General features: G+C 54.8%; 18 protein-coding genes, 2 pseudogenes and 1 riboswitch. Of the genes and pseudogenes, 8 read left to right on the forward strand and 12 right to left on the reverse strand.

What is annotated here, in order from left to right:
* Positions 1-321: 321 nt before the first annotated feature.
* A complete protein-coding gene (gene nhaD / locus U2W12_RS08595) occupies positions 322-1,782 on the reverse strand; it encodes a sodium:proton antiporter NhaD (protein ID WP_326500265.1) in 1,461 nt (486 codons plus the stop codon).
* 647 nt (positions 1,783-2,429) lie between these two features.
* Positions 2,430-2,662: riboswitch (cobalamin riboswitch) on the forward strand.
* 208 nt (positions 2,663-2,870) lie between these two features.
* On the opposite strand from nhaD, the gene U2W12_RS08600 reads away from it, so the two are divergent.
* Together U2W12_RS08600 and U2W12_RS08605 are read left to right on the forward strand one after the other, a co-directional pair.
* Entirely contained in the window at positions 2,871-5,678 is a 2,808-nt protein-coding gene (locus U2W12_RS08600; RefSeq protein WP_326500266.1) for a ribonucleoside-diphosphate reductase subunit alpha, read from the forward strand.
* Positions 5,679-5,718: 40 nt separating this feature from the next.
* Positions 5,719-6,843, forward strand: coding sequence for a ribonucleotide-diphosphate reductase subunit beta (locus tag U2W12_RS08605; protein ID WP_326500267.1), 1,125 nt, complete (start codon positions 5,719-5,721; stop codon positions 6,841-6,843).
* Positions 6,844-6,896: 53 nt separating this feature from the next.
* Here U2W12_RS08605 and U2W12_RS08610 read toward each other — a convergent pair whose 3' ends face one another.
* Entirely contained in the window at positions 6,897-7,778 is an 882-nt protein-coding gene (locus tag U2W12_RS08610; RefSeq protein ID WP_326500268.1) for a LysR family transcriptional regulator, read from the reverse strand.
* Positions 7,779-7,885: 107 nt separating this feature from the next.
* Between U2W12_RS08610 and metE the strand changes: the two genes are divergently transcribed.
* The 3 genes and pseudogenes from metE to U2W12_RS08625 all read left to right on the forward strand — a co-directional run bounded on the left by metE (position 7,886) and on the right by U2W12_RS08625 (position 11,171).
* Complete coding sequence (gene metE, locus U2W12_RS08615; protein ID WP_326500269.1) at positions 7,886-10,150, forward strand: 5-methyltetrahydropteroyltriglutamate--homocysteine S-methyltransferase; 2,265 nt, start codon at positions 7,886-7,888, stop codon at positions 10,148-10,150.
* A gap of 128 nt (positions 10,151-10,278) precedes the next feature.
* Positions 10,279-10,711 (forward strand): annotated as a pseudogene (locus tag U2W12_RS08620) (Plug domain-containing protein); the annotation flags it as partial.
* A gap of 274 nt (positions 10,712-10,985) precedes the next feature.
* A complete protein-coding gene (locus U2W12_RS08625; protein ID WP_326500270.1) occupies positions 10,986-11,171 on the forward strand; it encodes a hypothetical protein in 186 nt (61 codons plus the stop codon).
* Between the two features lie 218 nt (positions 11,172-11,389).
* Here the strand turns inward: U2W12_RS08625 and U2W12_RS08630 are convergent, their stop codons facing one another.
* The gene (locus U2W12_RS08630) at positions 11,390-11,923 is read right to left on the reverse strand and encodes a hypothetical protein (RefSeq protein ID WP_326500271.1); all 534 of its coding nucleotides are present in this window, start codon (positions 11,921-11,923) and stop codon (positions 11,390-11,392) included.
* A gap of 1 nt (position 11,924) precedes the next feature.
* Positions 11,925-13,193 (reverse strand): sialidase family protein, encoded by a 1,269-nt coding sequence (locus tag U2W12_RS08635; RefSeq protein WP_326500272.1) that lies wholly within the window; start codon positions 13,191-13,193, stop codon positions 11,925-11,927.
* Positions 13,194-13,574: 381 nt separating this feature from the next.
* On the opposite strand from U2W12_RS08635, the gene U2W12_RS08640 reads away from it, so the two are divergent.
* From U2W12_RS08640 to U2W12_RS08650, 3 genes are all read left to right on the forward strand, one after another.
* Positions 13,575-14,084 carry a sigma-70 family RNA polymerase sigma factor gene (locus tag U2W12_RS08640; RefSeq protein ID WP_326500273.1) on the forward strand — a complete coding sequence of 170 codons (510 nt, stop codon included), beginning with the start codon at positions 13,575-13,577 and terminating at the stop codon, positions 14,082-14,084.
* A 117-nt stretch (positions 14,085-14,201) separates the two neighbouring features.
* Entirely contained in the window at positions 14,202-15,152 is a 951-nt protein-coding gene (locus tag U2W12_RS08645; protein WP_326500274.1) for a FecR family protein, read from the forward strand.
* A gap of 184 nt (positions 15,153-15,336) precedes the next feature.
* Positions 15,337-17,796 carry a TonB-dependent receptor gene (locus U2W12_RS08650; RefSeq protein WP_326500275.1) on the forward strand — a complete coding sequence of 820 codons (2,460 nt, stop codon included), beginning with the start codon at positions 15,337-15,339 and terminating at the stop codon, positions 17,794-17,796.
* Between the two features lie 139 nt (positions 17,797-17,935).
* Here U2W12_RS08650 and U2W12_RS08655 read toward each other — a convergent pair.
* From U2W12_RS08655 to U2W12_RS08690, 8 genes and pseudogenes are all read right to left on the reverse strand, one after another.
* A pseudogene (locus U2W12_RS08655) lies at positions 17,936-18,016 on the reverse strand (biopolymer transporter ExbD); the annotation flags it as partial.
* A gap of 697 nt (positions 18,017-18,713) precedes the next feature.
* A complete protein-coding gene (locus tag U2W12_RS08660; RefSeq protein ID WP_326500276.1) occupies positions 18,714-19,901 on the reverse strand; it encodes a PepSY-associated TM helix domain-containing protein in 1,188 nt (395 codons plus the stop codon).
* Positions 19,902-20,284: 383 nt separating this feature from the next.
* The gene (locus U2W12_RS08665) at positions 20,285-22,642 is read right to left on the reverse strand and encodes a TonB-dependent siderophore receptor (protein ID WP_326500277.1); all 2,358 of its coding nucleotides are present in this window, start codon (positions 22,640-22,642) and stop codon (positions 20,285-20,287) included.
* Positions 22,643-22,854: 212 nt separating this feature from the next.
* The gene (locus U2W12_RS08670; RefSeq protein ID WP_326500278.1) at positions 22,855-23,829 is read right to left on the reverse strand and encodes a FecR domain-containing protein; all 975 of its coding nucleotides are present in this window, start codon (positions 23,827-23,829) and stop codon (positions 22,855-22,857) included.
* A 3-nt stretch (positions 23,830-23,832) separates the two neighbouring features.
* On the reverse strand, positions 23,833-24,345 hold the full coding sequence (locus tag U2W12_RS08675) for an RNA polymerase sigma factor (RefSeq protein ID WP_326500279.1): 513 nt from the start codon (positions 24,343-24,345) through the stop codon (positions 23,833-23,835).
* A 344-nt stretch (positions 24,346-24,689) separates the two neighbouring features.
* On the reverse strand, positions 24,690-25,103 hold the full coding sequence (locus tag U2W12_RS08680) for a biopolymer transporter ExbD (protein ID WP_326500280.1): 414 nt from the start codon (positions 25,101-25,103) through the stop codon (positions 24,690-24,692).
* Between the two features lie 5 nt (positions 25,104-25,108).
* Positions 25,109-25,771: a MotA/TolQ/ExbB proton channel family protein gene (locus U2W12_RS08685; protein WP_326500281.1), complete on the reverse strand. Its 663-nt coding sequence runs from the start codon at positions 25,769-25,771 to the stop codon at positions 25,109-25,111.
* A 15-nt stretch (positions 25,772-25,786) separates the two neighbouring features.
* Positions 25,787-26,581, reverse strand: coding sequence for an energy transducer TonB (locus tag U2W12_RS08690; protein WP_326500282.1), 795 nt, complete (start codon positions 26,579-26,581; stop codon positions 25,787-25,789).
* Positions 26,582-26,708 lie beyond the last annotated feature (127 nt).

Below are 26,708 nucleotides of genomic sequence, written 5' to 3' on the forward strand. Positions count from 1 at the left end.
GAAAATAGCGCCAAGGCCAAGAAAAATGTCGCAATTCCAAAACAAATGGCGATCTGGAATATCCAATAATGCCTGATCCTATCCAGGGCAGACCGAGTTAGCCATGTTCCGCAACTGCATTGTTGCGATGTTCCTAGCCGTCCAGTGCCGAAATGGGTTTTACCGCATTTCGGACATGAACAGCGGTCAATTCGATTCATCTACAAAGTTCGCTATAGTATCGATAAGTCCGAGAGCCTTTAACTTCTCTTTTACATCCTCTGATTGCTTACAACTTGGATGATATGAGGAGAGTTCTCCCAATCACTGTGCAAAACAGAATCAAAAATAAGCGGCATTGATCCAAAAATGGACAGCAATACTGGCGAAATAGCCTAGCAAAATCATCGGCATCCAGCGGAGGTGCAGTCCGAAGGTGTAGTCTTTAATCTGGCCGAGCAAACCCACTCCGGGGGCCGATCCGATCGCGAGCAGACTGCCGCCCACGCCCAACGTCAAGGTCAGCAATAACCATTGCCCGGGTGGAAGATCGGGATGCATGCTCAACACGGCAAACATCAAGGTGCCGTTATCGATGAACGCCGAGGAAAGGCCGATCATGATGTTAGCCATCGTCGGGCTGATCTGCCCAAACAGGAAATGTGCAATCGCGTCGAGGTAGCCGATGAAACCCAACGCGCCGATAATCATCATCGCCCCATAAAAAAACAGTAGCGTATCCCATTCGACATTAGCTACATTCTTGAACACGTCAAAATCTTCTTTTCTATTATTCGTCGGGCCGTCAAGGTGGAAAAACCTGTAGACATGGTCATAATCGCCTTTGTAATTTTGTGCCGTCTTGGTCAGATAAAAGCTGAAAAACTGCAATAAACCGAGGCCAGCCATCATGCCGGCGGCAGGGGGCAACTCCAGGGCGACATTGGACCACACGGTGATAATCAGCGTTACGATAAAAAGAAAAATAACGCGTTTGCTTCCACGGCGAAGCCAAATGCAGCTGGCGGAAGCTTCCGGGGTTTCTTTGGGGATGAAAAAATGCATGACAACGGCGGGTATAAGAAAGTTAACCAGGCAAGGAACCGCTATCGAAAAAAACTCGGTGAAATGCAGGATATGCTTTTGCCAAACAAACAGGGTGGAAATGCCGCCCAGAGGGCAGAACGACCCTCCGGCATTGGTCGCCACAACAACATTCACGCAGGCCAAACCCACGAATCCCGGTTTATCTTTACCTACTGCCGCCGCTACTGCGCCCATGATTAAAGCCACCGCCAGACCGCTGATCACGGTGGATAGAACAAAAGCTAGAACACCGGTAATCCAGAACAGTTGCCGGTAACTGTATTGGCGGCTTAACAGCCAAATCCGAAGTCCGTCAAAAATACCGCGCTCTTCCATGGCATTCAGGTAGGTCATCGACACCAGGATAAACAGCAGCAGCTCGATATAGGCGAGTAGATTGCTTTCAAACGCCAATGCCGCCGTCTTGGCTTCTCCATGCAGCGCATAATAAATGCAAATCGCAAACCAGATAACAGCCGATCCCAGGACCATGGGCTTGGACTTGCGCAACTCGATCACATCTTCCGACATGGCGGCCACATAAGCACAAACGGTAACAAACAGAGAAAGGTAACCTATGACGTGGCGGGTTAGGTTTAATGCTGCGGTCGAGTTGGCAGCAGTAGTCTCTTCCGCATAACTCAACGAGGGCACGAGAAAGACCAAAATCAGAACTACCAAATGGCGAACATGGATAAGGGTGTTGAATTTTTTCATTTGAACTTGCTTTTGATCTTAAATATTAGGCAACCGGACAAGGGCAGCAAGACGATGAAATCTTCTGGGCACACTGGATATTCATAGATTCACAGCCGTTGCCAAAGCTAAAAAATACAGGTTTATTAGCCTACCTGTAGATTTAGCTGATAAATACGGTTTTAACGGTGGGGAATATTAGAAGTTCCTAGGTAAAAATTCTGTTTATATTTGATTTCTATTTGTTGATAGTCTGTTTTCTATTATTAAACAATTAACGATGAGTGGCAAGACATGAGCCGTGAGTCTGTGATTGCCATGAATACAGCATGGATTCGGCAAGCCCTATTCTCGACTCCTTGCTGACATCGTCTTTGAGGGGAAACACAGAATTTGGAAAAATAGTACGCTAAGAATTTCTGAACGGTCGTAGCGGCTAAATTTGCTACGCAGCAACGACATCCTGCTGCAAAATCCGCTTTTCTGCCTCGTCACTGAACTTCACCTGTTTCTCGGTCGCCAAGTTCAAGGCCGCGCCGGCCAGACTGAATGCAGCTCAATCTTTCATATTAAGTGTGGCCTTGCCCAATGAAAACTATATATAGTTGTAATTTTTATATTTTCATCCATGTATAGTGTTTTTTGTTGACATAGATAATTCGCCAATGTTAACTTAAAAGGCGTACGGTTCTCACGATCAATTTGAAAGTGAATTAAAAGGGAATCCGGTGACAGATAAATCGACACGTTCATCTTAAAACCGGAGCTGCCCCCGCAACTGTAATCGAAGAGTGTGAAGTCAATCATGCGCCACTGAGTCGGATACCATTCCGGCTTGGGAAGGCCGAACTCATGCGATGACCCGAGAGCCAGGAGACCTGCCGTACATTTTTGTCAACACGTTTGAGGCGGGGTGTCCTCGGCAGATGGTCAGGTTCAGTTTGCGTATTTCCTCGTAAGCTCTTCCTCGCCGCCATGCTGGTCTCTAAGACTGGCGCACGGTTCAGTACCGCTTTATCGATAAGTTTCCAAACTTGTCGGGATGCAAAGGGTTGCCGGACTGTCGCGTCTTTCCAGTCATTCCCGCTCCTACTCTTAAGGAGCTATCCATGTACGATACCGTAATCCCTACACCATCGGGTGTATTTTCAAATGCGAAACAGCCTTCATCGAATTTACCCGTATTACAAGTGATTCGACGCAATGGCGAGGCCGTCCCGTTTAACCCGGGAAAAATCTCCATTGCCATCAGCAAGGCATTTTTGGCGGTCGAGCATGGCCATACCACGCTATCCAGCCGAATGCGCGAACAAGTCACTGTGCTGACCCAGACGGTTATAACCGCACTGATGCGCCGCTTGCCTTCCGGCGGCTCGGTGCATATTGAGGACATTCAGGACCAGGTCGAATTGGCTTTAATGCGCTCAGGGGAGCACGACGTCGCAAAAGCCTATGTCCTATACCGGGAAAAACATGCCGCCGAGCGGGCCAGCCGGACACACGACGCAGCACCATTGCATATCACGGTTAATGGCAACAGGCAGCCATTAGATGTCGTCAAACTGACCGAAATGGTGATGGAAGCTTGCCGGGATTTAGGCGCAGACGTCAGTCCGAAGCTCGTGGTCGAGCAAGCCGTGCGTGATTGTTATGACGGCATTTCGTTTAACGAAGTGCGCCGCGCCTTGATCCTTTCCGCCCGCAGCCTGATTGAGCGTGAACCGGCATACAACTATGTCACCGCGCGTTTGCTGTTGGATCTGATTCGATCCGAAGTGTTGGGCGAAAGCGTCGATCATGGCGCGATGCAATCCGGTTATGCCGAGTATTTTCCACGCTACATCAAGTTGGGTGTCGAAACCGGCTTGCTGGATAAGCGTTTGGCGCAGTTCGACTTGACCCGATTGGGTCAAGCATTGGTGGCGGACCGCGATTTCAAATTCGGCTATCTCGGCCTGCAAACCCTCTATGACCGCTATTTTTTACATATCGAGGAGCGGCGTATCGAGCTGCCGCAAATCTTCTTCATGCGCGTGGCGATGGGGCTGGCGATTAACGAGATCGAGCGCGAAGCCCGTGCCATCGAGTTTTATCAGGTGTTGTCAGGCTTCGATTTCATGAGTTCCACGCCGACGTTGTTCAATAGCGGCACGGTGCATGCGCAGCTTTCATCCTGCTATCTCAGTACCGTCGATGATGACCTCGACGGTATCTATCAGGCGATCAAAGAAAATGCGTTGTTGCAGAAATATGCCGGCGGCATAGGCAACGACTGGACGCCGGTGCGCGCCTTGGGCTCGCGCATCAAAGGCACCAACGGCAAGAGCCAGGGCGTGATTCCCTTCCTGAAAGTCGCCAACGATACCGCCGTGGCGGTCAATCAGGGCGGCAAGCGCAAGGGCGCGGTCTGCGGCTACCTGGAAACCTGGCATCTGGATATCGAAGAATTTCTGGATTTACGCAAAAACACCGGCGACGACCGCCGCCGCACGCACGACATGAACACCGCGCACTGGATTCCCGATCTGTTCATCCAGCGGATCAGCGACAACGCCGAGTGGACCTTGTTCTCGCCCTCGGATGTGCCGGATTTACACGACAAGTACGGGCATGCCTTTGCCGCGGCTTACCACGAATACGAGCGCCGCGCGGATCTCGGCGAAATCAAATTATTCAAGCGCGTCCCGGCCCTGCAACTGTGGCGCAAAATGCTGTCGATGCTGTTTGAAACTGGCCATCCCTGGATTACCTTCAAGGACGCCTGCAATCTGCGCTCGACGCAACAGCATGTCGGCGTCGTGCACAGCTCCAACTTGTGCACCGAAATTACGCTGAATACCTCCGCGACTGAAATCGCGGTGTGCAATTTGGGTTCGGTGAATTTGCTCGCGCATCTAAAAGAAGAAAACGGAACATTGGCGCTGGATCAAGCCAAGCTAAAAGCCACCATTACTACCGCGATGCGCATGCTGGACAATGTGATCGACATCAATTTCTACGCGGTAGGGAGTGCCAGAAATTCGAATCTCCGCCACCGGCCGGTGGGTTTGGGCATCATGGGCTTTCAGGATTGCCTGCATGCACTGGCCATCCCTTACGCCTCAATGGATGCGGTCGAATTCGCCGATCACTCGATGGAAGCGGTGTGTTACCACGCGTACTCGGCATCGAGCCGGTTGGCGGAGGAGCGCGGTCCGTATTCCAGCTTTAAGGGCAGTTTGTGGGATCAGGGTATTTTGCCGCTGGATACGCTGAACCTGTTGAGTGAAGCGCGTGGCGGCCAGGTGGAGGTCGATCGCAGCAGCACCTTAGATTGGGAATCCTTAAGAGCCCGCATTCAGCAACACGGAATGCGCAACTCGAATTGCGTAGCGATTGCGCCGACGGCCACGATTGCCAATATTGTCGGCGTTTCCGCGAGCATCGAACCGGACTATCAAAACCTGTATGTGAAATCCAATTTATCCGGTGAATTCACCGTCGTCAGCGAGGCATTGGTCAATGCGCTCAAGGCGCTGGATTTATGGGATGAGGTGATGGTCGCCGACCTCAAATATTACGACGGCTCGCTAGCCAAAATAGACCGAATCCCTGCCGAACTCAAAGCGCTCTTTGCCACGGCTTTCGAGATCGATCCGGCCTGGCTGGTGGAGGCGGCAGCGCGGCGGCAAAAATGGATAGACCAGGCGCAATCGTTGAATCTCTACTTCGCCATTCCTTCCGGCAAAAAGCTGCACGACACCTACCTGCTGGCATGGCGATGCGGTCTGAAAACCACCTATTACCTGCGCTCGCTTGGAGCGACCTCGGCCGAGAAATCAACCGGGGCCGGCGGTGGGCTCAATGCGGTTGCATCCGTCATCCCTGCACCCAAGCAATGTTCGATTGAAGATACGACCTGCGAAGCCTGCCAATAACCTTTGCGTACACGCCATTTAAAGTTTACAAGGAAATACCATGTTATTATTCGAAGAAGATATTGTTACCGAAGAAATGCCGGACACGCTCAAACCCGTCTCAACGCCGGTTTTGGAACGGCCTTCGGCCAACCCGCCGTCTGCATCCGGCCGCATCAATGCCCACGACAAGCGCGTGATCAACGGCCAAACCGACGTGAATCAACTGGTGCCGTTCAAATACCATTGGGCTTGGGATAAATACCTGGCGGGCTGCGCCAATCACTGGATGCCTCAGGAAGTCCCGATGAGCCGCGATATTGCTCAATGGAAAGACTGCACGGCGTTGACCGAAGACGAGCGCCTGATCGTCAAGCGCAACCTCGGTTTTTTTACCACCGCGGATTCATTGGCGGCCAACAACATTGTGCTGGGGACTTATCGCCACATCACCGCCCCGGAATGCCGTCAATACCTGCTACGGCAAGCCTTTGAAGAAGCCATCCATACCCATGCCTACCAATATGTCGTCGAGAGCCTGGGCCTGGATGAGAGCGAAATATTCAATGCCTATCGGGAAATTCCCAGCATCCGCGATAAGGATAATTTTCTGATTCCGTTCATCAATACCTTGACCGATCCCGCCTTCAAAACCGGCACCTTAGCCTCGGATCAGCAATTATTGCGCTCGCTGATCGTGTTTGCTTGCATCATGGAAGGCTTGTTTTTCTACGTGGGTTTCGTGCAGATTCTGGCGCTAGGGCGGCAGAACAAGATGCAAGGGGCGGCGGAACAGTATCAATATATCCTGCGCGACGAATCTCTACACTGCAATTTCGGCGTCGATCTGATCAATACCATCAAACTCGAAAATCCGCCGCTGTGGACCGGCGAATTTCGCGATGAAATCAAGGCGCTGATACGACAGGCCGTGGAACTCGAATACCGTTATGCCGAAGACACCATGCCGCGCGGCGTACTCGGCCTGAATGCCGGCATGTTCAAGGAATACCTGCGTTTTATCGCCAACCGCCGCTGTCAACAAATAGGCTTGGACGCGCTGTATCCGGGCGCGGCCAACCCGTTTCCGTGGATGAGCGAAATGATCGATCTCAAGAAAGAGAAAAACTTTTTTGAATCGCGGGTAACAGAGTATCAAACGGGGGGCGCACTCAGCTGGGATTAAGCCCGTTCACCCCAGGCCGCAAGGATGCGGCCTGGGGTGAAGTTAAAGCGCAATCACCCCTTCGACTGCGCATGCGCAATCAACCACTGAATATATTCCAATTGCACGTCTTCGTGACGGGTTGCCAGATACATGGTTTTAGTGAGCGGCAAGTTGTTAAACCTTAGGCTGACCACATCCGGATTTTTAAGTTTATCGGCCAGCAGCCATTCCGGCAGCAGGCAAACGCCGCGCTGGCTGGCTGCCAGTTGCAACATAATATCGGTTTCTTCCACGGTGACATGCGCAAGCGGTTCAATGCCGGCGGGTTGCAGGACTTTCCTGAACATATCCAGACGCTCGCGTTCGACGGGGTAAGTCAGAATGGTCTCTTGCTGTAACTCGGACGGCTCGATGAATTGACGACCGGCCAACCGGTGTTGCCTGGAAACAATCAACACCAACTCAAAATCAAATAACGACTGGTAATGCAGCACACCGTTAAACACCGGGTCGGACGTCAACACCGCGTCCAGCTTGTATTGCTGGATAGCCTCGAACGAATTAAACCGGTAGCGAGAGGTAACTTCGACAGCCAAATCCGGCCAGGCTTGCAGATAAGGCTGGAGAATGGTGCGAAACCATTCGTAGCAGGCGTGGCAGTCGATGCCGATAATCAATTTTCCGGTCTTTCCTGCGGCCAGCAGAGTCAGGTGCTGTTCGGCGGAAGCCACGGTCGCAATGACCGATTCGGCGACCTCGGAAAGATAATGCCCCGCCTGGGTCAGCACCAAGGTGCGTCCTTGTTTGCGCCAAAGAACGATGCCTAAACGCTGCTCCAGGTTTTTCATCTGGTGCGATAAGGCCGATTGCGTTAAATGCAGCGACTCGGCAGCCGCACTCAAGGTGCCGCATCGTTTAAGTGCTAACAGAATACGAAAATGGATCAGCTCCATATTGATGAAATTTCCTCATAAAAGCGTGAGAAACTATCAATATTTAACATATTACACAAGCGCTACAATGTCGTTTTTGTTAATAATCACATTGTGGAGCCGTATTGATGACTAAAACGCATAACCTGGGATTTCCGCGTCTGGGCGAAAATCGCGAACTCAAATTTGCTCTGGAACGCTATTGGCGCGGCGAAATCGATCACAGCATTTTACACGCGACGGCGGCCGAACTTCGCCAACGTCACTGGAAACTGCAAGCCAACAGCGGACTGGATCTGATTCCGGTCGGGGATTTTTCTTACTACGATCAGGTTCTGGATACCAGTATTATGCTCGGCGTTATTCCGGAACGATTCGGATCATCCATCAACCTGGATACCTATTTCAGAATGGCGCGCGGCCGTGCCAACGATGGCGTTCCCTTTCGAGCTTGCGAAATGACCAAATGGTTCGACACCAATTATCATTATCTGGTGCCTGAGGTGGCAGCGGATCAGCAATTTGAACTGTCCAGCACAAAATTATTCGATGAAACGCGCGAACTGCAAGTGCTAGGCTATCAGCCGAAACCGGTTTTACTGGGACCGTTAACTTGGTTATGGCTGGCGAAAACGACCGGCGACTTCAATAAGCTCGATTTATTGGAGCGCTTGCTGCCGGCTTATAGCAACATTCTTCAGCGCTTGGCCTACCAGGACGTGGAATGGGTGCAAATCGATGAACCGATTCTGGTATTGGATTTGCCTAATGCCTGGCGAAACGCATTTGAGCTCGTCTACAATCGGCTGCAAAGTTGCCCGGTTAAAATCCTGCTTGCCACTTATTTCGGCGAACTGGGCGAACATGCCTCATTGACTTGCAAGCTGCCGGTTGCCGGACTGCATGTCGACTTGGTCAGAGCGCCGGAACAATTGACGGCCGTTTTAGACAACTTCCCTAATCATAAAATATTGTCATTAGGCCTCATCGATGGCCGCAATATCTGGCGCACCGATTTAAACGCCGCACTGGCAACCGTCAGCGTGGTACGGGAACGCTTTAAAGGCGAGCTTTGGCTGGCACCGTCCTGTTCCTTGCTGCATGTGCCCATTGATCTGGAACTCGAAAAAGATTTAGAACCGACCATCAAGTCCTGGCTGGCGTTCGCGCGGCAAAAACTCACCGAGTTGGAAGTTTTACGCCTGGCTATAGAAGAACCGGAAGCAGCCGAACCGGAGTTGGCCGCTTCAGCGGCGGCAATCCGTGCACGCCGGGAGTCCGGTTTGACTCATAATCCGGCAGTGCAAACAAGGCTCTCGACGATTAACGACTCGCTGACGCAACGCCAAAATCCCTTTCCTGTGCGCCAGGAGCAGCAGCGGGCCAAACTCAATCTGCCCGCTTATCCGACCACGACCATCGGATCTTTTCCGCAAACGCCTGAAATCCGCAAAGCCCGTGCTGACTTCAAACGTGGATTGATTAGCGAGGCCGACTATATCAGGCAAATGGAACAAACGATTGAATTCTGCGTCAGGGAACAGGAAGATCTGGGGCTCGATGTGCTGGTACATGGCGAAGCGGAACGCAACGACATGGTTGAATATTTCGGCGAACAACTGGACGGTTTTTTATTCACCGCCAACGGCTGGGTGCAATCCTACGGCTCCCGTTGCGTCAAACCACCGATCATCTATGGCGACGTGAGCCGGCCGACACCGATGACGATCCGCTGGAGCCGGTATGCCCAATCGCTGACGGCCAAACCGATGAAAGGCATGCTGACCGGGCCGGTAACCCTGCTGAACTGGTCGTTTGTGCGTGACGATCAGCCGCGCGCAACTACGGCGTATCAATTGGCATTGGCATTGCGTGACGAAGTGACCGATTTGGAACATGCCGGCATCCCGGTCATTCAAATCGATGAGGCGGCGTTCAGAGAAGGCTTACCGCCACGGCAATCGCGATGGCACGATTACCTGGATTGGGCGGTACGCGCTTTCCGCATTTGTTCCAGCGGGGTGAAGGACAGCACGCAAATCCACACCCATATGTGCTATTCCGAGTTCAACGACATCATTACCGCCATCGCCGAGTTGGATGCCGACGTGATTACCATCGAAACCTCCCGTTCCAACATGGAACTATTGGATGCTTTCATCGATTTTAATTACCCGAACGAAATAGGGCCTGGCGTCTACGACATACACAGCCCAAATGTGCCGACAACCCAAGACATGATTGCTTTGCTGAAAATAGCTGGAGAAAGAATTGAACCCGACAAGTTATGGGTTAATCCGGATTGCGGTTTGAAAACACGTCAGTGGCAAGATGTTAAACCGTCATTAGCCAATATGACCGCGGCTGCCCACACATTAAGATCGAGTACATAGAAATCTTTTACAATCGCCAAAGGCGGCATTCGAAAATTGGTTGCCTCTTGCCGGCCGCCTTTGCCCAACGGACACAAGCTTGAATTGTGAAAGCTGTATCGATGGCGTCCGCTACTGACGACCTAGCTCATGTCAATGAAGCGCAAAATAATCCGCTGCAGCCGGATATTTATTACTGCGGCTTCGTCGCTTCCCCTTTGCTCGGCTTGCCGCAAGGTCTTTTCGACCTACGTGAACGGCGTCCGCGTCAACGAGCCGTTCGGGGATTCGGTCAACTGGGATCTGATTCCGCGCGGCGCAATCGATACGATGGAACTGTATCCGGGCTCCAATCCGTTGTACGGCTTGAATAGCCTGGGTGGGGCCATTTCCATGAAGACCAAGACCGGTTTCTCGGCGCCGAAGCATCAGTTCGAGGCGTACGGCGGTTCCTGGGACTGGCATTCGGAGGAATTGACCAGCGGCTGGAATAACGCCACCTTCGGCTGTTTCATCGACCTGCATCACTTCGCCGAGCAAGGCTGGCGCAACTTTTCGCCGGCCGAGGCGAATCAAGTTTTCAGCAAGTAGCCTCGATGGAGCTTGCGGAATCGAGGATAAACGAAGCCGCATGCCTTAAAAAATCTCCCTGTCGTTTCTGGTTGAGACTTCGATGGCTTCCGTTGGACAATTGTAACTTGCCGGTTTCGATAACCTCGATTCCGCTGACGCTTCATCGAGGCTACCTTACTGGCGCAACTTTTCGCCGGCCGAGGCGAATCAAGTTTTCAGCACGCTGAGCTGGCGGGGCGACAAGGGTACGATCGATCTGACTCTGGGTGCGAACGACAACGACATGCGCGGCAACGGCGCGATACCGATTCAGTTGCAGCAGCAAAATCGGGAGGCGGTGTTTACCCATCCCGACCAGACCATCACCCGGATGTTTTTCTCCGAATTAGCCGGCAGCTATGTGCTGACCGACAAGATCGAATTGAGCAGTAATGCTTTTCGCCTATTAGAGGTGATTTCATGGGCATGAAATGCCTAGTGTTGGTAATCCCAACTGCTGTCTACGTAATCGTTAGACCTTGGCGGCTTGACAGATCGGGGTTTGCAACACCGGCCCTAGATGTCCTTGCTACTTTGATAAAACGATACGAACGGGTTTAGCCGGGGGTTCGGTTCAGACGACATAGACCTGCCAGGTTTTTAAAGTTTGATAGGCCTATGATAGGGCAATTATTTTAAACCCATTCCTTAGCCGCCGGTTTTTCGAGGCGGCGCGATTCTGAATGACGTCAGCCAGGTTTCGATTTGTTGCGCATTCAATGCGCCGCTGACGCCGACCCGGTTGTGCTGTGGGTCATAGAAGTAACTGCGTGGCATTTCGCCGTACCAAGCCGGATCGATCATATAACGCAGGCGTTCCGCGCTGGTCTGCGAAAACACCCAGGCGTCGGTGATGGCGAGGCGATACTTCACCAATACAGAGGAGATTTGTCCGGAAAGCTCGGCCGGGTCGGTGGAAATCAACACCAGATGTAAATCGGGATGCCGCTTCTTGATCTTGCCGAGCAAATCCAGTTCCTTGCGGCAGGGCGGACAATCGAGCGACCACAAGACCAGCAGGAAAGGCCGGCCGGCATAAGCGACCTGAATCTTTTCGAGGCTGTCGGTTTCAAAAGCGCGTAAGGATGTCCCGGCAGCGGCCGGTTTGGCGGTTGCACAAATCAAAATCATGCTGAGAATAAACAGCAGCATGCAGACGAACGATTGCATTTTTACGGTCATCTTAGAGCCCTATTTTAAGCAGCCGAATGCGTTTGGCCTGCGTGTCCAGCCAGGAAAAATAGGCATTGCCGCCGGCCTCTGCCAAGGTCGGCAGATTCGGCCATTCGAAGCCCGTTTCCCAGTTGGGCTTGCTCAGTTCGCGTTCCGCAAGCACCTGTCCTGAGGCCGATACCAGCGCGGCTTGCAGCGAGGGACCCTCGGGCGTGGTGCGAATCCACTGCACCAGCGCATGATCGTCATCGATCATCGCCATCTTGACTTCGCCCTGCGGCTGATGCTTAGGGTCGACATCGATCGGCGCACTGAAGCTTTTGCCGGGGTCGCCAGCAAAGGCCGCCTGCACCTTGCCTTTGCCGCCCGCCGCGGTAAACCAGGCGACGCCGAGCCGGTTCGCGGAAGCGGCGGCGCCGACGTTTTGTCCGGGACAGCCGTCCAGCACCCAGTTATCCGGATGCACGCGTACCGGTTTGGCTATCTGGATGCCGGGCCAGGGCAGCACTGCAATGTCGCGCACTTCGCCGGGCAGCCGATCGCGGTAGGTCACGTAAAGCTGATCCTTATAGCGGATCGGCAGCAATTGGCAGCAGGAGCAAATGTCGTCATCGACCGCGAAATCGTGCTCGACCTGCCCCTTGGTCTCCATCACCGCGCCCATTAGATACTGCGTGCCCCGGTCTTTTTTGCGGTGCCGTGCATCCGACCAGAATACCGCCATCCTGCCTTCGGGCAGCGGTGCGATATTCGCATTGTAGCGGGCGGTTTTTACCTTGCGGTCGCTGTTGGCCTTGACCGGTTGGCTCCAGGTCAGACCGCCGTCCGCCGAATGCGCGACATAGACTTCATTACTCGTCTGCTTTTTGGATTCGGCCAAGGTGCCCCACACCGCGCCGAATGCGCCGTCGTCGAGCTCTATCACTTTCGGCAGATCATAAATGGCGGGCAGGCTGACGACGTCGCGCGGCGCTGTCCAGGCTTTGCCGTCGTAAAGCGCAAATTTGAGGGTTTTTCTTGATTTTTTACCGGGCTCGACCCAACTCAAAATCAACTTGCCGCCGCTGCCTGCCGACAGATGCGCCTGGCTGCTCTGTACGGGGCTGGGCGCTTCCATGTCCTGCACCGAGAGCGCGGGAACAGGAGCCGCCACGGTCGTCGGAGCGGCAAACAGGCACAAGGACGCCCAGGCCAGGGCCACCAAGGCGCTTGTCCTTTGGCGGGCGAGCCCTGGAATAGAAAGCGAACGCTTCGGTTCGCCGGTGATTGGTTGTCTCATGATGAGGTCTCGTTGCTAAAACGTAGGTAAAAAACCGGATCAACATTTAGGTTTTGCTGACGCTATTAAGACGTTTCAGAGCGGCAAATACCTACCCGGTTCAGGAAAATTTTTATCCGTCCGTGCTTCTTCGAAGAAGGCGTAACCTTGTTTGTCAGCGACTCCTCGACGCAAAAAGTCATTGAGTATGCCAAACGAAACGGCTGAGTCATATCACCCAGATCCATTGCGGCAAATGACACAATTTTGTTCGCCAAGGTGGGTGGACCCCGCGGAAACCGGAAAACCCGTAGGCGGCGCGCATTTTGCACGCAAAATGCGCGCCGGACCTAACTGATGAATGCCGGCGGAATATCTCGCCAACATCACGGATAGCATTTCTTGAACGCCGACGCATTGTTTCTGGATCACCGCGAATCGCTGACCGCGGTCATTTTCCGTATTGTTGGCTGTCCGGAAACCGCAGAGGATCTGGCTCACGAAGCGTATCTGCGTTTTACCCAAGCGGTGCAAAATCAGGACATCGCCGCGCCCAGGCCGTTCCTGTTTCAGGTCGGCAGAAATCTGGCGCTCGATCATCTGCGCAAGCAAAAACATCGGCAGGCCGTCGACGACGACGGCGAAGATTGCGTTGACAGTATTTGGGAGCGGCTGCCTTCGTCCGTGCCGACACCGGAGCAGACGTTGGAAAATCAACAGCAGGTGCAGTTGATGATCCGAGCCCTGGAAGGTTTGAGCGAACGCCGGCGGCAAATTCTGCTGCTGCACAAATACCATCAGTGGACTTACGAACGCATCGCCAGGCATTTCGGTCTTTCGCGCAGCGCGGTCGAAAAAAATGTGCGCGCGGCGCTGGCACATCTATTGGTGGCGCAAAGCGGAGGGGGCTAGGGCGGATGCCGCGCGTCGGCGTTTCGGTTCGTCTGCTCATGTGCGCATCGGCTCGTTTCAAACGTCTTATCTTGATAAAATCCCGGCTTGCCATTTTCCTGACTCGTTTCGATTACCTTGAACTCCCTACCCGATCCTGCCCCAGAGTCAGCCGCCGTACTGGATGAAGCGCTGACCTGGTTCGCGCGCCTGCAGGACAGCAAGGCCGGGCCGGAGGTGCGGAGGGCTTTCGCCGCCTGGCGCGACGCCTGTCCCGAACATGCCGAAGCCTATGCGCAGGTGATCGAGTTGTGGCAAGCGCCGGCCTTGGATGCCGCGTTGGCGCATTATGCGGTGATACCGTTGCCGGTGCGGCGAACACCGCTGCGGCTGTGGGCGGCGGCCGCCTGTCTGTTATTGACGATGGGATGGGGGCTTCATGCCGGCGGCCTGCTCGACCGCTGGCGCGCCGATTATGTAACCGTGGCTGGCGAGCAGCGCCGCATCATGCTGGCGGATGGCTCAGCGGTAACACTGAACACTGATACCGCCCTAGTCTCCGACTTCGACGGCGAACGACGCGGCATCCGGATTCTGCATGGCGAGGCTTATTTCGAGGTCAAGCCGGACAGTGCGCGGCCGTTCATTGTTACCGCGGAGGCTGCGACGGTCCGCGTCGTCGGCACCCGCTTCACGGTGCGCGCCGGTGGCGATACGCTCGTTGCGGTCGAAAGCGGCATCGTCGCCTGTGCCGCTGGCACCGGCGCTACGCTGCGGCTGACCGCCGACCAGCAGGCCGCCATTTCCGCGCACGGCGTCGAAAAACGCAGCGATGCCGATAACGGCCCCGCTTTCGCCTGGCTGCAAGGGCGGCTGATTTTTCAGGACCGGCCGCTGGCCGAAGTGATCGCCGAACTCGACCGCTATCATCCGGGCATCATCTATCTGGCTGGCGGCAAGCTGGCTGTGACCCGCATCACCGGCAATTACAAACTCGGCGATACCGGTGCCGTGATCCGGAGCCTTGCCAACATTACCGGCGCGCAGGTCATGCATTTATCGCCGTATTTGACGGTACTGAAGATGTAGTTTTTACGGTAGTCGCGCCGAAGGCGTCACTCCCACGACACATTCACGGTAATAGCAGTGCCGCTCGACCAGCAATATAAAATATTTCTTCTGCTCAGGTATGTGATCGTCCTGTTGAAACGTCTCTTTCTCCATCCGCGCCGCCATCGCGCGTTGAAAACTTTTTCAACCCACAGGAGAAAGCATGACCTATACCGACACCACCGCGCGGCCCGCACCCGGCGCCTGGCACAAACTGACTGCCGCGATCGCCTTGACCTTGCCGGCCGCGATCGCGCCGCAGGCCCTTTACGCCGGCGGCGTTGAAAGCCATCCGTCAGCGCTTGGCGTGAAAGCTGTCGACTTCAACATCGGAGCCAAACCGCTGGCGGGGGCGATCAATGACTTCATCGCGGTCACCGGCTGGCAAGTCGGTTTCGCCTCCGCGTTGACCCAAGGTGTTCGCAGCACTAGCGTCGTGGGCCGCTATACGCCCAGACAGGCGCTGGAAAAACTGCTGGCGGGTACCGGCGTGAGTTATCGTCTTGGCGGCAGCGACAGCGTGATTTTGGAGCGGGAAACCGAGCCGTCGGCGCCTGCCGGTCAGTCCGGCGCGGCTACCCTACCGGCGGTGCAGGTCAACGCCGATGCAGGCTATGATGTCCATGATCCGTACAACAAGGACTACGCGGCGACGGCAGCTTACGCGGCAACCAAAACCGACACGCCGCTGATGGAAACGCCGGTCAACATCCAGGTCGTCCCAAAAGCCGTATTGGACGACCAGCAAACGATCCAGATGACCGCGGCGTTGAAAAACGTCGCCGGCGCGTCGGTCAGTTCCGGCTCCGGCGGGCTTTCGGACGATATTTTCCTGCGCGGTTTTCGCACGTCCACCTATTTTCGCAACGGCTTCAGGATCGACAGCCAGTTTTCCTCGATCGGCACCCGGCAAATGGCCAACGTGGAGCGTCTGGAGGTGATCAAGGGCCCGGCGTCTATATTGTACGGGCGCATGGAGCCGGGCGGCATGGTCAACGTGGTCACCAAGCAGCCGCTGGCGAAGCCCTATTATGCTCTGCAACAGCAGTTCGGCTCTTTCGATCTGTACCGCACCACATTGGATGCGACCGGACCCTTGATGAAAGACAAGTCCCTGCTGTACCGATTCAACGGTTCCTTTGAAAGCGGCGGCTCGTTCCGCGAACTGGTCGATAACGAAAGGACGTTCCTGGCGCCGGTACTGACATGGAACATCGGTCCGCGGACCCAGGCAACGTTGGAGCTGGAATACCGGCACGACAATCTGAATTACGATACCGGCGCCTGGCCTTACATCAACGGCCAATTCATTCCGATGCCACGGTCGCGCAACCTGATGGAGCGCACGCCGAGCGGTGTTGAAGAAAAACTGATCGGCTTCAATTGGTCGCACCAGTTCAATGACGACTGGGCCATCAAGCAGCGCTTCGTCGCCGACTTGCTCGATACCGAGCAACGCTGGACGTCCGCTGCTTCCAGCGCTTTAAATCATGGCAACACCCTGCCGCGCAGCCTCTATTATATTCCTGGCCGGAACGCGACCTATTTCACCACGCTGGATTTGACCGGGCATTTCGATAACGGCATTTTCAGACACACGCTGCTGGTCGGCGGCGACTATTACCGTACCGACCACAGCGGGCATCCGTATGTCGCGAGTTTGGCGCCGATCGATATTTACAATCCGGTGCACAATCCGACGCCGATCACCCCCTTCACGACCGCCTGGTCGCCGAGCGACAACAGCGCCGATTACTTCGGCCTGTATGCGCAGGATCAGATCAAATTGCCTTACGGCCTGCATGTGATGGGCGGTTTGCGCTATCAATACGTCAAGCAGTGGGATAATCTGGCGAAAACCGAACAACCCGCCGACGATGCGGTGACGCCTAGGGTCGGCGTGCTCTGGCAGGCGCGCGACTGGCTGAGTCTGTACGGCAACTATGTCGAAAACTTCGGGGGGTCGAATCAATGGGCCAGGACCCGAAGCGGCAAGCCGTTGCCGCCGGAAAGCGCGCAGCAGTGGGAACTCGGCAGCAAATTCGAATTTTTCGGCGGGAAACTCAGCGCCACCCTGGCTTATTACGACATCACCAAACAAAACGTCGTGACCCGCGATCCGACCGATTCGACCGGCAATTTATCGATCGCCGCCGGGGAAGTCCGCAGTCGGGGGCCGGAAGTCGAGGTTCGCGGCGAAGTGCTGCCGGGCTGGAACTTGATCGCGACTTATGCCAATTTCAACACGCGGGTCAGCAAGGACAACAGCGGTCTTCTGGGCAACCGCCTGTACGCGGTGCCGAGAAACCTCGGCAGCCTGTGGTCGACCTACGATTTTCAGCGCGCCGACCTGAACGGCCTGAAAGTCGGCGGCGGCATCAATTTGCGCGACGGCGCCACCGACGGCTCGCGCAACGGCTACGAAACCGCCGGTTATGCGACGGTCGATTTGCTGGCCGCCTACAGTTGGAAAGCCGGACCGTCGAAACTCACCGCACAATTGAACGTGAACAATCTGCTCGACAAAACCTATTTTTCCGACGCCTATCTGTGCGGCGCATGCAGTTCCCGCACGATCGGCACGCCGCGCGCGTTTTTGGGATCGATCAGGGTGGAGTTTTAAGTGTGCAGGATGGGCTGCCTGCCATGGCAGCCCAATATTGATTGCGTTGCGCAGTGGAGCCGGTCCATACGAGTGTCCTGGCCGATGCGCCATCCAATGAATCATTTCCGCCAGCCTTCCAGGTGGACTTACCGAGACGTTACTGTTCCACCGTCACAAACGCCAACTTGGTGATGCCGGCATGTTGCGCGGCGGCCATCACTTCCGCTACCTTTGAATAAGCCCTGTAAGTCGGGCACGCTTTTTGTGCTCGACATTTCGATATGTCTGGAGCCTAACGCGTAAGGAGGATGCACGTCACGGCAGCAAGGATGCTGGAGGTAGAGTACTCTTTGGCAGGTCGTGGCTTGTAACCTGATTTGACTACTTTGCCAAAACGTTACGGACGGGTTTACGAAACCCGTCCAGCCGGAAGAAAGGGAATTAAGGGGTATTAATTTTAGCCCCCCCCTATCCCCTCTTTTTCAAAGAAGGGACTGAGCGCTTACCTGGGATGCAGGTCGAAAAAGGAATCGTTTTAATGGCAGTTGCATGTAATAAGACGTATCAGCTTGCCAAATCCTCGCCCTCGGTGAAAAAAGTTTTTATCTGCCTGGGATTTTCGAAGCGGTCAGGATACTGGCAATCGATGCGATATCGGCAAATGACAACGGTCAAGAAACCGCAGATCTTGAGGCATATCACTCGGAGCGACTGCGGCAGAAGAGGGCGGCGATAATGTGTTCGAGCACTTGCCTTCGGTCCTGCCGACGCTGGAGCAAACGTTTGAGCGTCAACAACGGGTGCAACTGCCGATTCGAGCGTTGGCGGTTGGTTGGGGCTGCCTGTTGGCGGGTTGCTTGACCGCTGGCGCACCGATTATATCACCACGGCAGGCGAGCAGCGCCAAATCGGGCTGGCGGACGGTTCCCACTTCGTTAAGCATGAATGCGCCGGCGCTTTTTCAACCAAATCACGACGCCGGTGACCGATAACGTCACAATCGACACGCCGAGAAGGCACACGAAAATCCGGTACGGCAGCCCGAACACGTTGGCCATGTGCAGCGCCGAAAGCCAGCTCGTGATCGTCGTGCCGTTATATTGGCCGCTCGGCAACAACAGCATTTTTTGTTCGCCGGTATTGGCGTCGAGGATAAGGCGGGTCTGGCCGTTTTTATCCTGAAAGTCTTTATCGCTGCGCATGCTCAGCGCGTAAAATCCTTTGCCGGCGTTGTACCAAACGGCGGCCGGCGCTTCAATCTTGAAACCTTGTTCAATAGCTGCTTGCGCGAATTGCCGGCGGCCGAGCCGATAGGCCTCTTTAAGACTCAGCGCCGGATTTTCCAGCGGCTGCTCCAGCGTGGCCATGTCGCTCCACGGCTCGTGAAAATCGCTGACCGTTTGCATGACCTTCTGATAGACCGTATCGGCCATATTCATATAGACGCTGGACCAGGCAAAAATCAACAGGACGAGCCAAAGCCACAAGCCGCCGGCGCGGTGCAGGTCGTAATTGATCCGAAACGCGGAGCCGCGCCATTTGATCGACCACGACCGCTGCCAGCGTCGAGGCCACGGTTGCGACGCGGAGCCCGCGCCGAAAGCCGGCAAGGTCAAATAAAAACCGACGAAACTGTCGAGCGTCCATACCAAGGCGGTAATGCCCAAAATCCACATGCCGGTATCGTCGAGCGCCAGGTTGAAATGCAGCTTGTAAATGAATGGCATCAAGTTGATCGTGCCTTGGGAGATGGCGCCCCAGGTTCGGCGGCCTAATTCCTCTCCGGTATAGGGATCGAGAATCAATTGGTCGTAATCCAGGGCGTAGGGTTGGCCGGTGTCCGGCTTGGAGCGGGGCGCAACAGAAAGGTTCGCGGCGTTGGGAGTGAGCCACAACGAGCGGATTTGCACTTCCGGAGCGTGGCCTTCGGCTTTTTCGATCAATATATCGAAATCGAGAGGGCTGCGCCCGTCGGCATCGACGTAAAATGAAGGATTGACGGCGCGGTCCAGCTCGGCATAAAACGCGAGCAGGCTGCCGGTCAAGCCGACGATGATCAGAAACACAGTCATCGCCAAACCTGCATAGCGATGCGTCAGCACCCAAAACGGGCGAATTTTCATGGCAAACTCCGTAAATAAAATCGTAGCGGTGAAGGCGGGTATGCGAAGGCAACCCGACCTGACTTGGAGCCAGGTGCTTTTCTACGTTAAGACGAATGAACGCTCAAAAGTCCCACCCGGAACAAAAAAATTTCCGGACTTTTTGTTCATCGAGCGAATAGCCAATTTGAACCCTGTCATACCGAGAGGATCGCAGTCCGGTAGATCGGACACGCTTTGTGTACCCGACATTTTCGATGAGGTGATAGGAGCCGCGTAGGTTAGGGTGCACCCTTCGGGCATAAAACGATAGGAATCCAAACAATCAAGCATACGGGGCGACCGAATTGTTGGGGTTCGCACTCTCGCCCCAACCTATGCGTTAGATAATCAAATCTTCACAATTAAAACTGTAACCTTATCGATCCCATCACCGAAAGTGGATTGCCGGTAACAATCGAATTGCGTGAACTTGCCCCCACGTAATAACCTTTATCCAACAGATTATTGATATTAACTTGCGTGGTCAGACGCGTTTTGCCGACAGGTATCGTATAAGCCGCCATAGTATCCATCGTGACATATCCTGGCAAATCAACAGGATTGTTATTGTCGCCATTACGTTTGCCTACAACTACACCACCGATTCCAGCTTTAAAACGCTCGGTAAATTGATAAGTTCCCCACAAACTGGCTTGGTTTTCAGGGACACCGATAGGACGCTGACCGAGCAAGTTTGCATTAGCATTAATATAACGAATATCCGTAAAAGCATAGGTCGTAACCAGATTTAACTTTTCAGTTACCTGCCCTTTAATATCAATTTCTACTCCGCGGCTTCTGACCTTGCCTGCGGTAACTTGGAAAGTAGGATGAGCAGGATCGGTGGTTGTCGTATTGGCTTTAGTCAAGTCATAAAAAGAAACAGTACTTGAAAGTCGTTTATCGAAAAACTCAGTCTTGAAGCCAGCCTCATATTGCTCTCCGGATTGTGGTTTAAAATTCTGACCGGTAAATGAGAGGCCGGAGTTTGCCGAGCCCAAAGACTCCGTGTAGCTAGTAAACAAAGAAAGCCATTGCCAAGGCTGGTAAAGCACACCTACGCGCGGACTGAATTTCTGGTCTTCTTGGTCACTGTAATTGGCCTTTGCCAGATCAAAGGATTTACTATTAGAACCTGTGCCATAAGTGACCCAGTCATAACGGCCGCCGCCCATAATATGCAGCTTGTCAAACAGCGTAATTTGATCTTGAAAGTAAACGCCAAATCTTTCTTCTTTGCGGAGAAAATTCCAGCTGATAGGTAATGCATCAAGTGTTGCCTGACTAATGACATTATAAATCGGATTAAAAATATTAATCGGCGTTGTCGCAGTGAAATATTCATTCTCACCATTAAAAGCATTATTGTAATAATCTCCACCCAAAAGGACATCATGCTTGGTTCCAAGCAGGTTAAATTTGCCTGACAAATCCAGATTAGTTGAATAGGTTTCCTGATTTGCAGGCCCACTAAATACAGTACGATTTAGAGTTTGGTTATCGGCCCGTAATGCACCAGAACCACCTATATCGTTATATTGCATATCCCAGTTTTCCCATAGAAAACGATTTTTAAGTTTCCAGTCGTCGTTAAACTTAAATGCCCAATCATAAGCCACTAAGGTAGTGTCACTGACAGGCCCGTTAGCGCTGTCCAGATAACTGCGGCTTAAAGGTACAGGAGCGGGGCGGTTGCCGATGGATGGAATACCGAAGTCATTTACTTTTTTCTCGTGCTTATGTTCGAATTCGAGATTAGCGTCAAAACGATCATTAGGGCGCCAGCTTAGCGTAGGAGCAATGAAGTAACGCTCATCATTAACAAACTGCTTAAACGAACCAATATCCTGATAAGACATATTGACGCGGTAGCGTAATTTGCCGTCTTTATCGATAGGCCCTGTGGCATCGGCGGTGGTACGGTATTGGTCATAGGAACCGAATTGCTGCTGCACGGAATAAGTAGGTATATCCAAGCCTTTTTTGGTGACGTAATTAATCAATCCACCCGGTTGAGCCCGCCCATACAGCATGGAAGCGGGACCTTTGATGACCTCGAATTGTTCGATGTTGGAGGGGTCGTAAGTGTTAAAACCGCGTAATAAACCATTACGGTATATATCGATGGTTGAAAAACCGCGAATGATAAACCTTTCGTATATATCGCCTGAGTCGTGACCGGCTTGGACGCCGCTGACATTCTTAGTTATTGCATCGACAATATTGATGTCTTGCTGATCGTCCATCACGGATTTAGTCACCACTTGAATATTCATCGGCGTTTCCATGATCGGCGTGTCGGTCTTGGTGCCGGTGGTGGCATTCGGCAGGCTGTAGTCCGTATTGTAAGGATCGGCCGAATCAAACTCCGCCTTTCCCGAGACCGTCATCGGCTGCAATGTTTCCACATGGGCTGCCTGTCCGGCTGTAATCGCCACCGCTTTATCGCCGTTAAACCTGTGGCTTAAACCGCTGCCGGACAACAGCCGCGCCAAGGCTTGTTCGGCAGTGAAACGGCCGGCTACCGCGCGGGAATTTTTACCAGCGGCAATGGCATCGGAATAAAACGGTTTGATGCCGGTCTGCCGAGCCAAGGCGTCCAACGCGGACGACAGCGGCTGCGCGGGTATGTCGATGTCATAGGTTTGCGCCTCGGCAAGAACGGCGGCGGAACAAAGAGTAAAGGGCGCGGCCAGCAGCAGGTGTCGGTTCAAGGTCATCGGGTCTCCTGATTGAATGAAGGGTTTCCCGTATGAACGTTTGATCCGATGCAAGCACCTCAAGAAATTTTAAAAATTTTGACGTTTTTTTGATTGGGCGAATGAATTCGCCCCTACGGACAGGCCCGTGATGATTCCGGCTGGAGTCCAAAGCTTGCTTTGGTTGTGCGCGGGAACCATCCAACGCGAGCTTTGAACTTCGGCGTGCCGCTTCACCGATTCGCCCCGAGCACAATACGCGTCGGCGACAGCCGCGTGACTTTGACGCCCAGGCCGTTGGCCAGCGTGTGCAGGCTCTCGTCCAGATCGCTGGTCGAAAAGCGGCCGCTGACCTCCAGGGTGTGCAGTTTCGCATCCGGCAGCTCGAATTCGACCCGATGGTAGCGGGCGAGTTGCCGCAGCACTTCCGGCAAGGTTTGCCGCCGGAAGATCAAGAGTCCTTGCCGCCAACTGCCGGCGGCATTCGCATCGCCGGCAGTGACCGGGCGGAGCCGGCCTTCGGCGTCGAAGCCGCTTTGCTGGCCGGCTTTGACCGACTGTTCGGGGCCGGCGTCGGGGCAGAGCGCCACTTCGCCTTCCGTCACTTCGACCGCAGTACTGCCCAAATCGTTGATCACGTTGAAGCGGGTGCCGACATCGCGGATGCGGCCGTTGCCGACGACGACCTCGAACGGATGCGCCGCGTCGTGTTCGACATCGAACCAGGCTTCGCCGCGCTCCAGCCAGACCGTGCGCGCGCCGAACAGGCGCGCAACGCGCAGGTCGCTGTCGGTGTTCAGTTCGATGCGGCTGCCGTCGGCCAGATCGATCGCGGTCTGTTCGCCTTTGGCGGTCTGGTAGCGTTCGGCGGTGAGTTTTAACGCCAGTTGGGGTTGCAGAACGCACAAGCTGACGGCAAGAGCGAGGGCCAGCAGGGTGGTATTGCGCCTGCGGCGCGCGGCCTGGGCTTTTTGCGCATAGCCGCGCGCATCCTTCAGCCGGGCGCCGGCGGCATCGGTTAGGCCGCCGAGCTGCTGCCAGAATTGTTGCGCCTGGACATACGCTTCCGCGTGTTCGGGCGCCGTAGCGAGCCAGTCTTCGAACGCGTGCCGGTCCTGGTCGCTGCACGCGTTGTCGCGCAAACGGGACAGCCATCGTAAGGCTTGCCGTTGCGGTTCGGACAGTGCGTTGTGGGTTGGCGAATTCATCAATTACACACTCGATGTGACTTGGGCGAGCGAGGCGGCGAAGCAATGCTCCAATGCCGTATAAAAATGCCGCTCGACGCTGCTGCGCGAAAGGCCGAGCAATTTGGCGATCTGAGGATAAGTCAGGCCGTCAAAGCGATGCAACAAAAAAACCGTGCGCGGCAACGGCGGCAACGCATCCAGGGCCTGCAGGCAGCGCTCGAGCATTTGCCGATGATGCAGCACCGTTTCCGGGCATGGCGCGAGCGAAGGGACTTCGTCGATCTCGTCGAGATCGGCATGGTATTGGGCACGCACGGCCGCTTTGCGGTGATGGTCTATCACCGCATTTGCGGTCAACTTGTAGAGATAGGCGCGGTGGTTGGCAATCGTGCCGATGTCCGGGTGTTGCAGCAGGCGCAAAAACGAAAGCTGGACCAGATCTTCCGCCGCGTCGCCGGCCCTCTGGCCGGCAAAGCGGAGCAATTCTTGATGGTGGCTGCGAAACAATTGGTCGAGAAGTGCTTTAAGGGTCATTCCGGTTTGATACTTGCGCTCAGGATTCAACGATGGCCATCGGATGAAGAAGGGTATCAGCAACCAGCAGAATGTGTGCCAATGATAGGAAGGTCACGCAAGCAGGGGCTTCGGAAAGGGGCGGACGGGCTTTGATTGTGGCATCTCACGCAACGCGGCTTACGGCGGTTTTGATCAAGGCGGCATTGCAGATCGGAGTGAATACGCCGGTTGGGTAATAGGGGTGTGTGATTTGACGCAGTGGCTGTGTCAAATCACACAGGGGTTGCGGAAGCGGGTGGCGATGGCCTTGGCTTCCGTAACACGCGATCGGCTTAGCTTAATGGCAGTGAGGCGACCGCAACCTACTGTTCCACCGTCACGAACGCCAGCTTGGTAATCCCCGCATGTTGCGCGGCGGCCATCACTTCCGCTACCTTTGAATAGATGACGCCCTGGTCGGCGTACAGATGCACCGCCGTTTCCGGGTTGTTTTTGAGTTCTTCGGTCAACGCGGCTTCCAGCGCGGGCAGGTCGGCGAGCGGCTTTTTGTTCAGCGTGACCAAGCCCTGCGCATCGATGCCGAGTTGCAGCGGCGGGTCTTTCACGTCCGGCGTCGTTTCGGCTGTTTTCGGCAGGTTGACCTTGACCGATTGCGTCAAGAGCGGTGCGGTTACCAAGAGAATGATCACCAGCACCAGCATTACGTCGACCAGCGGTGTGACGTTGATGTCGCTGATCGCGTCCTGTTCTTCCGAGGATTGCGTATTAAAGGCCATCGTGGTTACCCTTGGTTGCCGTCGGCGTTGAATACCAGATGCAGAAAGCTGCCGGCGAAATGGTCCAGCGCTTGGCGGTGTTGTTTGGCGCGGCGGCCGAAAAAGTTATAGGCCAGCACCGCCGGTACCGCGACTGCGATGCCGACCGCGGTCGCGATCAAGGCGTCGCCGATCGGGCCGGCCACCACGTCGAGGCTGGCCGAGCCGCTTTGGCTGATTTCGTGCAGCGCGTGCATGATGCCGAGCACGGTGCCGAACAGGCCGACGAACGGCGCGGTGCTGCCGATGCTGGCAAGCAACGTCAATCCGCTTTCGAGTGCGCATTGCTCTTCCTGCGTTTGGATGCGCAGAGTCTGGCCAAGCAATTCTTCCGGCGAACCGCGGAATTTGAGCGCCTGTGCAGAGGTTGAGCGCATTTCGCTCAGCCAGCCGAAACCGCGTTGTGCGATGCGCGCCTGCGGGCCGCGAACCGCCATGATCGGTATCGCTTTCGCGCTTTCTAGATCGGACGCTTCCCAAAATGCGTTGCTGAAGCGCCGGTTCTGGTAGCCGTTGCGGGCAAACTGCCAAATTTTGAACACGATCAGCGACCAAGTGGCGATCGAAAACGCCAGCAAGGTATAGAGGGTTCCGTCAACGATGACGGCGGGATGGATGTGGTGGGGCATTGATGTCTCCTGCTATCAATTGTTTAACGTGAAAATGATCGGCACGATCACTGAACTGGCGACCGCTGTGCTGCCGCGCATCGCCGGAATGAATTTCCATTTTTCGACCGCCGCGACCGCCGACTCGTCGAGGATGTCATGGCCGCTGCTGCGGTGGATTGCAACACTGTCGCTGAAGCCTTCGGCGGAGACCTGGACCTTCAGCAAGACTTTGCCTTCCCAGCCACGGTTGCGCGCCAGGCGGGGATACTCGGGTTTCGGGTTGAAGCCGTAATTGGCGCGGAAATTCGCTTCGGTAAAGGTTTCCGCGGGCGCTGCGGCGGTTTTGACCGGCGGTGATGGCGGTGCGGGCGGCGACGGCGAGGTCTCCGGTTCGGCAGCCTGGGTTTCCGCGGGTTTAGGCAAAGCCAAGGCATCTTTCGACAACGGCTTGGGTGGCTTGCGCACGTCCGGCTTCTTCTTCGCGACGGGCTTTTTCTTCGGCTTGGGTTTGGGCGGCTCCGGCGGTTTCGGCGGCGCAGGCGGAGCGACATTGGGCTGCTGTTTCGGCGCGGCGACGAGCGACACTTCCATCATCAACGGTTTGGCCTGGGCAACCGGTTCGCTCGGCGCGAATAGCCAAAGCAGCGCCGACACGTGCAACAGCAAAACCACCAGCACGATTTCGCCGAACAGATAGCCGGGGCGTTTTTCACGGCGCAATGCTTGAAGCAGCGCCTGCCACGAAGAATGCGGATCGGTTGCCGCGCCGCCCGGATAAGCGAAATCCGGTGCTGACGGCCCGCCATCCCGGCTATTGAATAGTTGCATAAAAATTTTACCGTACAATCATGGAGTCGTTTGATCGGCGCGGGGCAATGGGGCGTTCGATCCCCCCCTCTCCTCTCTATTCATGTCCAGCCTCCCTTCAACATCATTAGTGACGAACAACGAAGCA

It is taken from the genome of Methylomicrobium sp. Wu6 (assembly GCF_035916875.1).
GTDB lineage: Bacteria > Pseudomonadota > Gammaproteobacteria > Methylococcales > Methylomonadaceae > Methylomicrobium.

What these genes read in the sequence shown, in the direction of transcription:
- nhaD (WP_326500265.1), bottom strand. Translation starts at nt 1,782, where the DNA reads ATGAAAAAATTCAACACCCTTATCCATGTTCGCCATTTGGTAGTTCTG.
- U2W12_RS08605 (WP_326500267.1), top strand. Translation starts at nt 5,719, where the DNA reads ATGTTATTATTCGAAGAAGATATTGTTACCGAAGAAATGCCGGACACG.
- U2W12_RS08650 (WP_326500275.1), top strand. Translation starts at nt 15,337, where the DNA reads ATGACCTATACCGACACCACCGCGCGGCCCGCACCCGGCGCCTGGCAC.
- U2W12_RS08610 (WP_326500268.1), bottom strand. Translation starts at nt 7,778, where the DNA reads ATGGAGCTGATCCATTTTCGTATTCTGTTAGCACTTAAACGATGCGGC.
- U2W12_RS08690 (WP_326500282.1), bottom strand. Translation starts at nt 26,581, where the DNA reads ATGCAACTATTCAATAGCCGGGATGGCGGGCCGTCAGCACCGGATTTC.
- U2W12_RS08600 (WP_326500266.1), top strand. Translation starts at nt 2,871, where the DNA reads ATGTACGATACCGTAATCCCTACACCATCGGGTGTATTTTCAAATGCG.
- U2W12_RS08630 (WP_326500271.1), bottom strand. Translation starts at nt 11,923, where the DNA reads ATGACCGTAAAAATGCAATCGTTCGTCTGCATGCTGCTGTTTATTCTC.
- U2W12_RS08660 (WP_326500276.1), bottom strand. Translation starts at nt 19,901, where the DNA reads ATGAAAATTCGCCCGTTTTGGGTGCTGACGCATCGCTATGCAGGTTTG.
- U2W12_RS08670 (WP_326500278.1), bottom strand. Translation starts at nt 23,829, where the DNA reads ATGAATTCGCCAACCCACAACGCACTGTCCGAACCGCAACGGCAAGCC.
- U2W12_RS08685 (WP_326500281.1), bottom strand. Translation starts at nt 25,771, where the DNA reads ATGCCCCACCACATCCATCCCGCCGTCATCGTTGACGGAACCCTCTAT.
- U2W12_RS08680 (WP_326500280.1), bottom strand. Translation starts at nt 25,103, where the DNA reads ATGGCCTTTAATACGCAATCCTCGGAAGAACAGGACGCGATCAGCGAC.
- U2W12_RS08635 (WP_326500272.1), bottom strand. Translation starts at nt 13,193, where the DNA reads ATGAGACAACCAATCACCGGCGAACCGAAGCGTTCGCTTTCTATTCCA.
- U2W12_RS08625 (WP_326500270.1), top strand. Translation starts at nt 10,986, where the DNA reads ATGCGCGGCAACGGCGCGATACCGATTCAGTTGCAGCAGCAAAATCGG.
- U2W12_RS08665 (WP_326500277.1), bottom strand. Translation starts at nt 22,642, where the DNA reads ATGACCTTGAACCGACACCTGCTGCTGGCCGCGCCCTTTACTCTTTGT.
- metE (WP_326500269.1), top strand. Translation starts at nt 7,886, where the DNA reads ATGACTAAAACGCATAACCTGGGATTTCCGCGTCTGGGCGAAAATCGC.
- U2W12_RS08675 (WP_326500279.1), bottom strand. Translation starts at nt 24,345, where the DNA reads ATGACCCTTAAAGCACTTCTCGACCAATTGTTTCGCAGCCACCATCAA.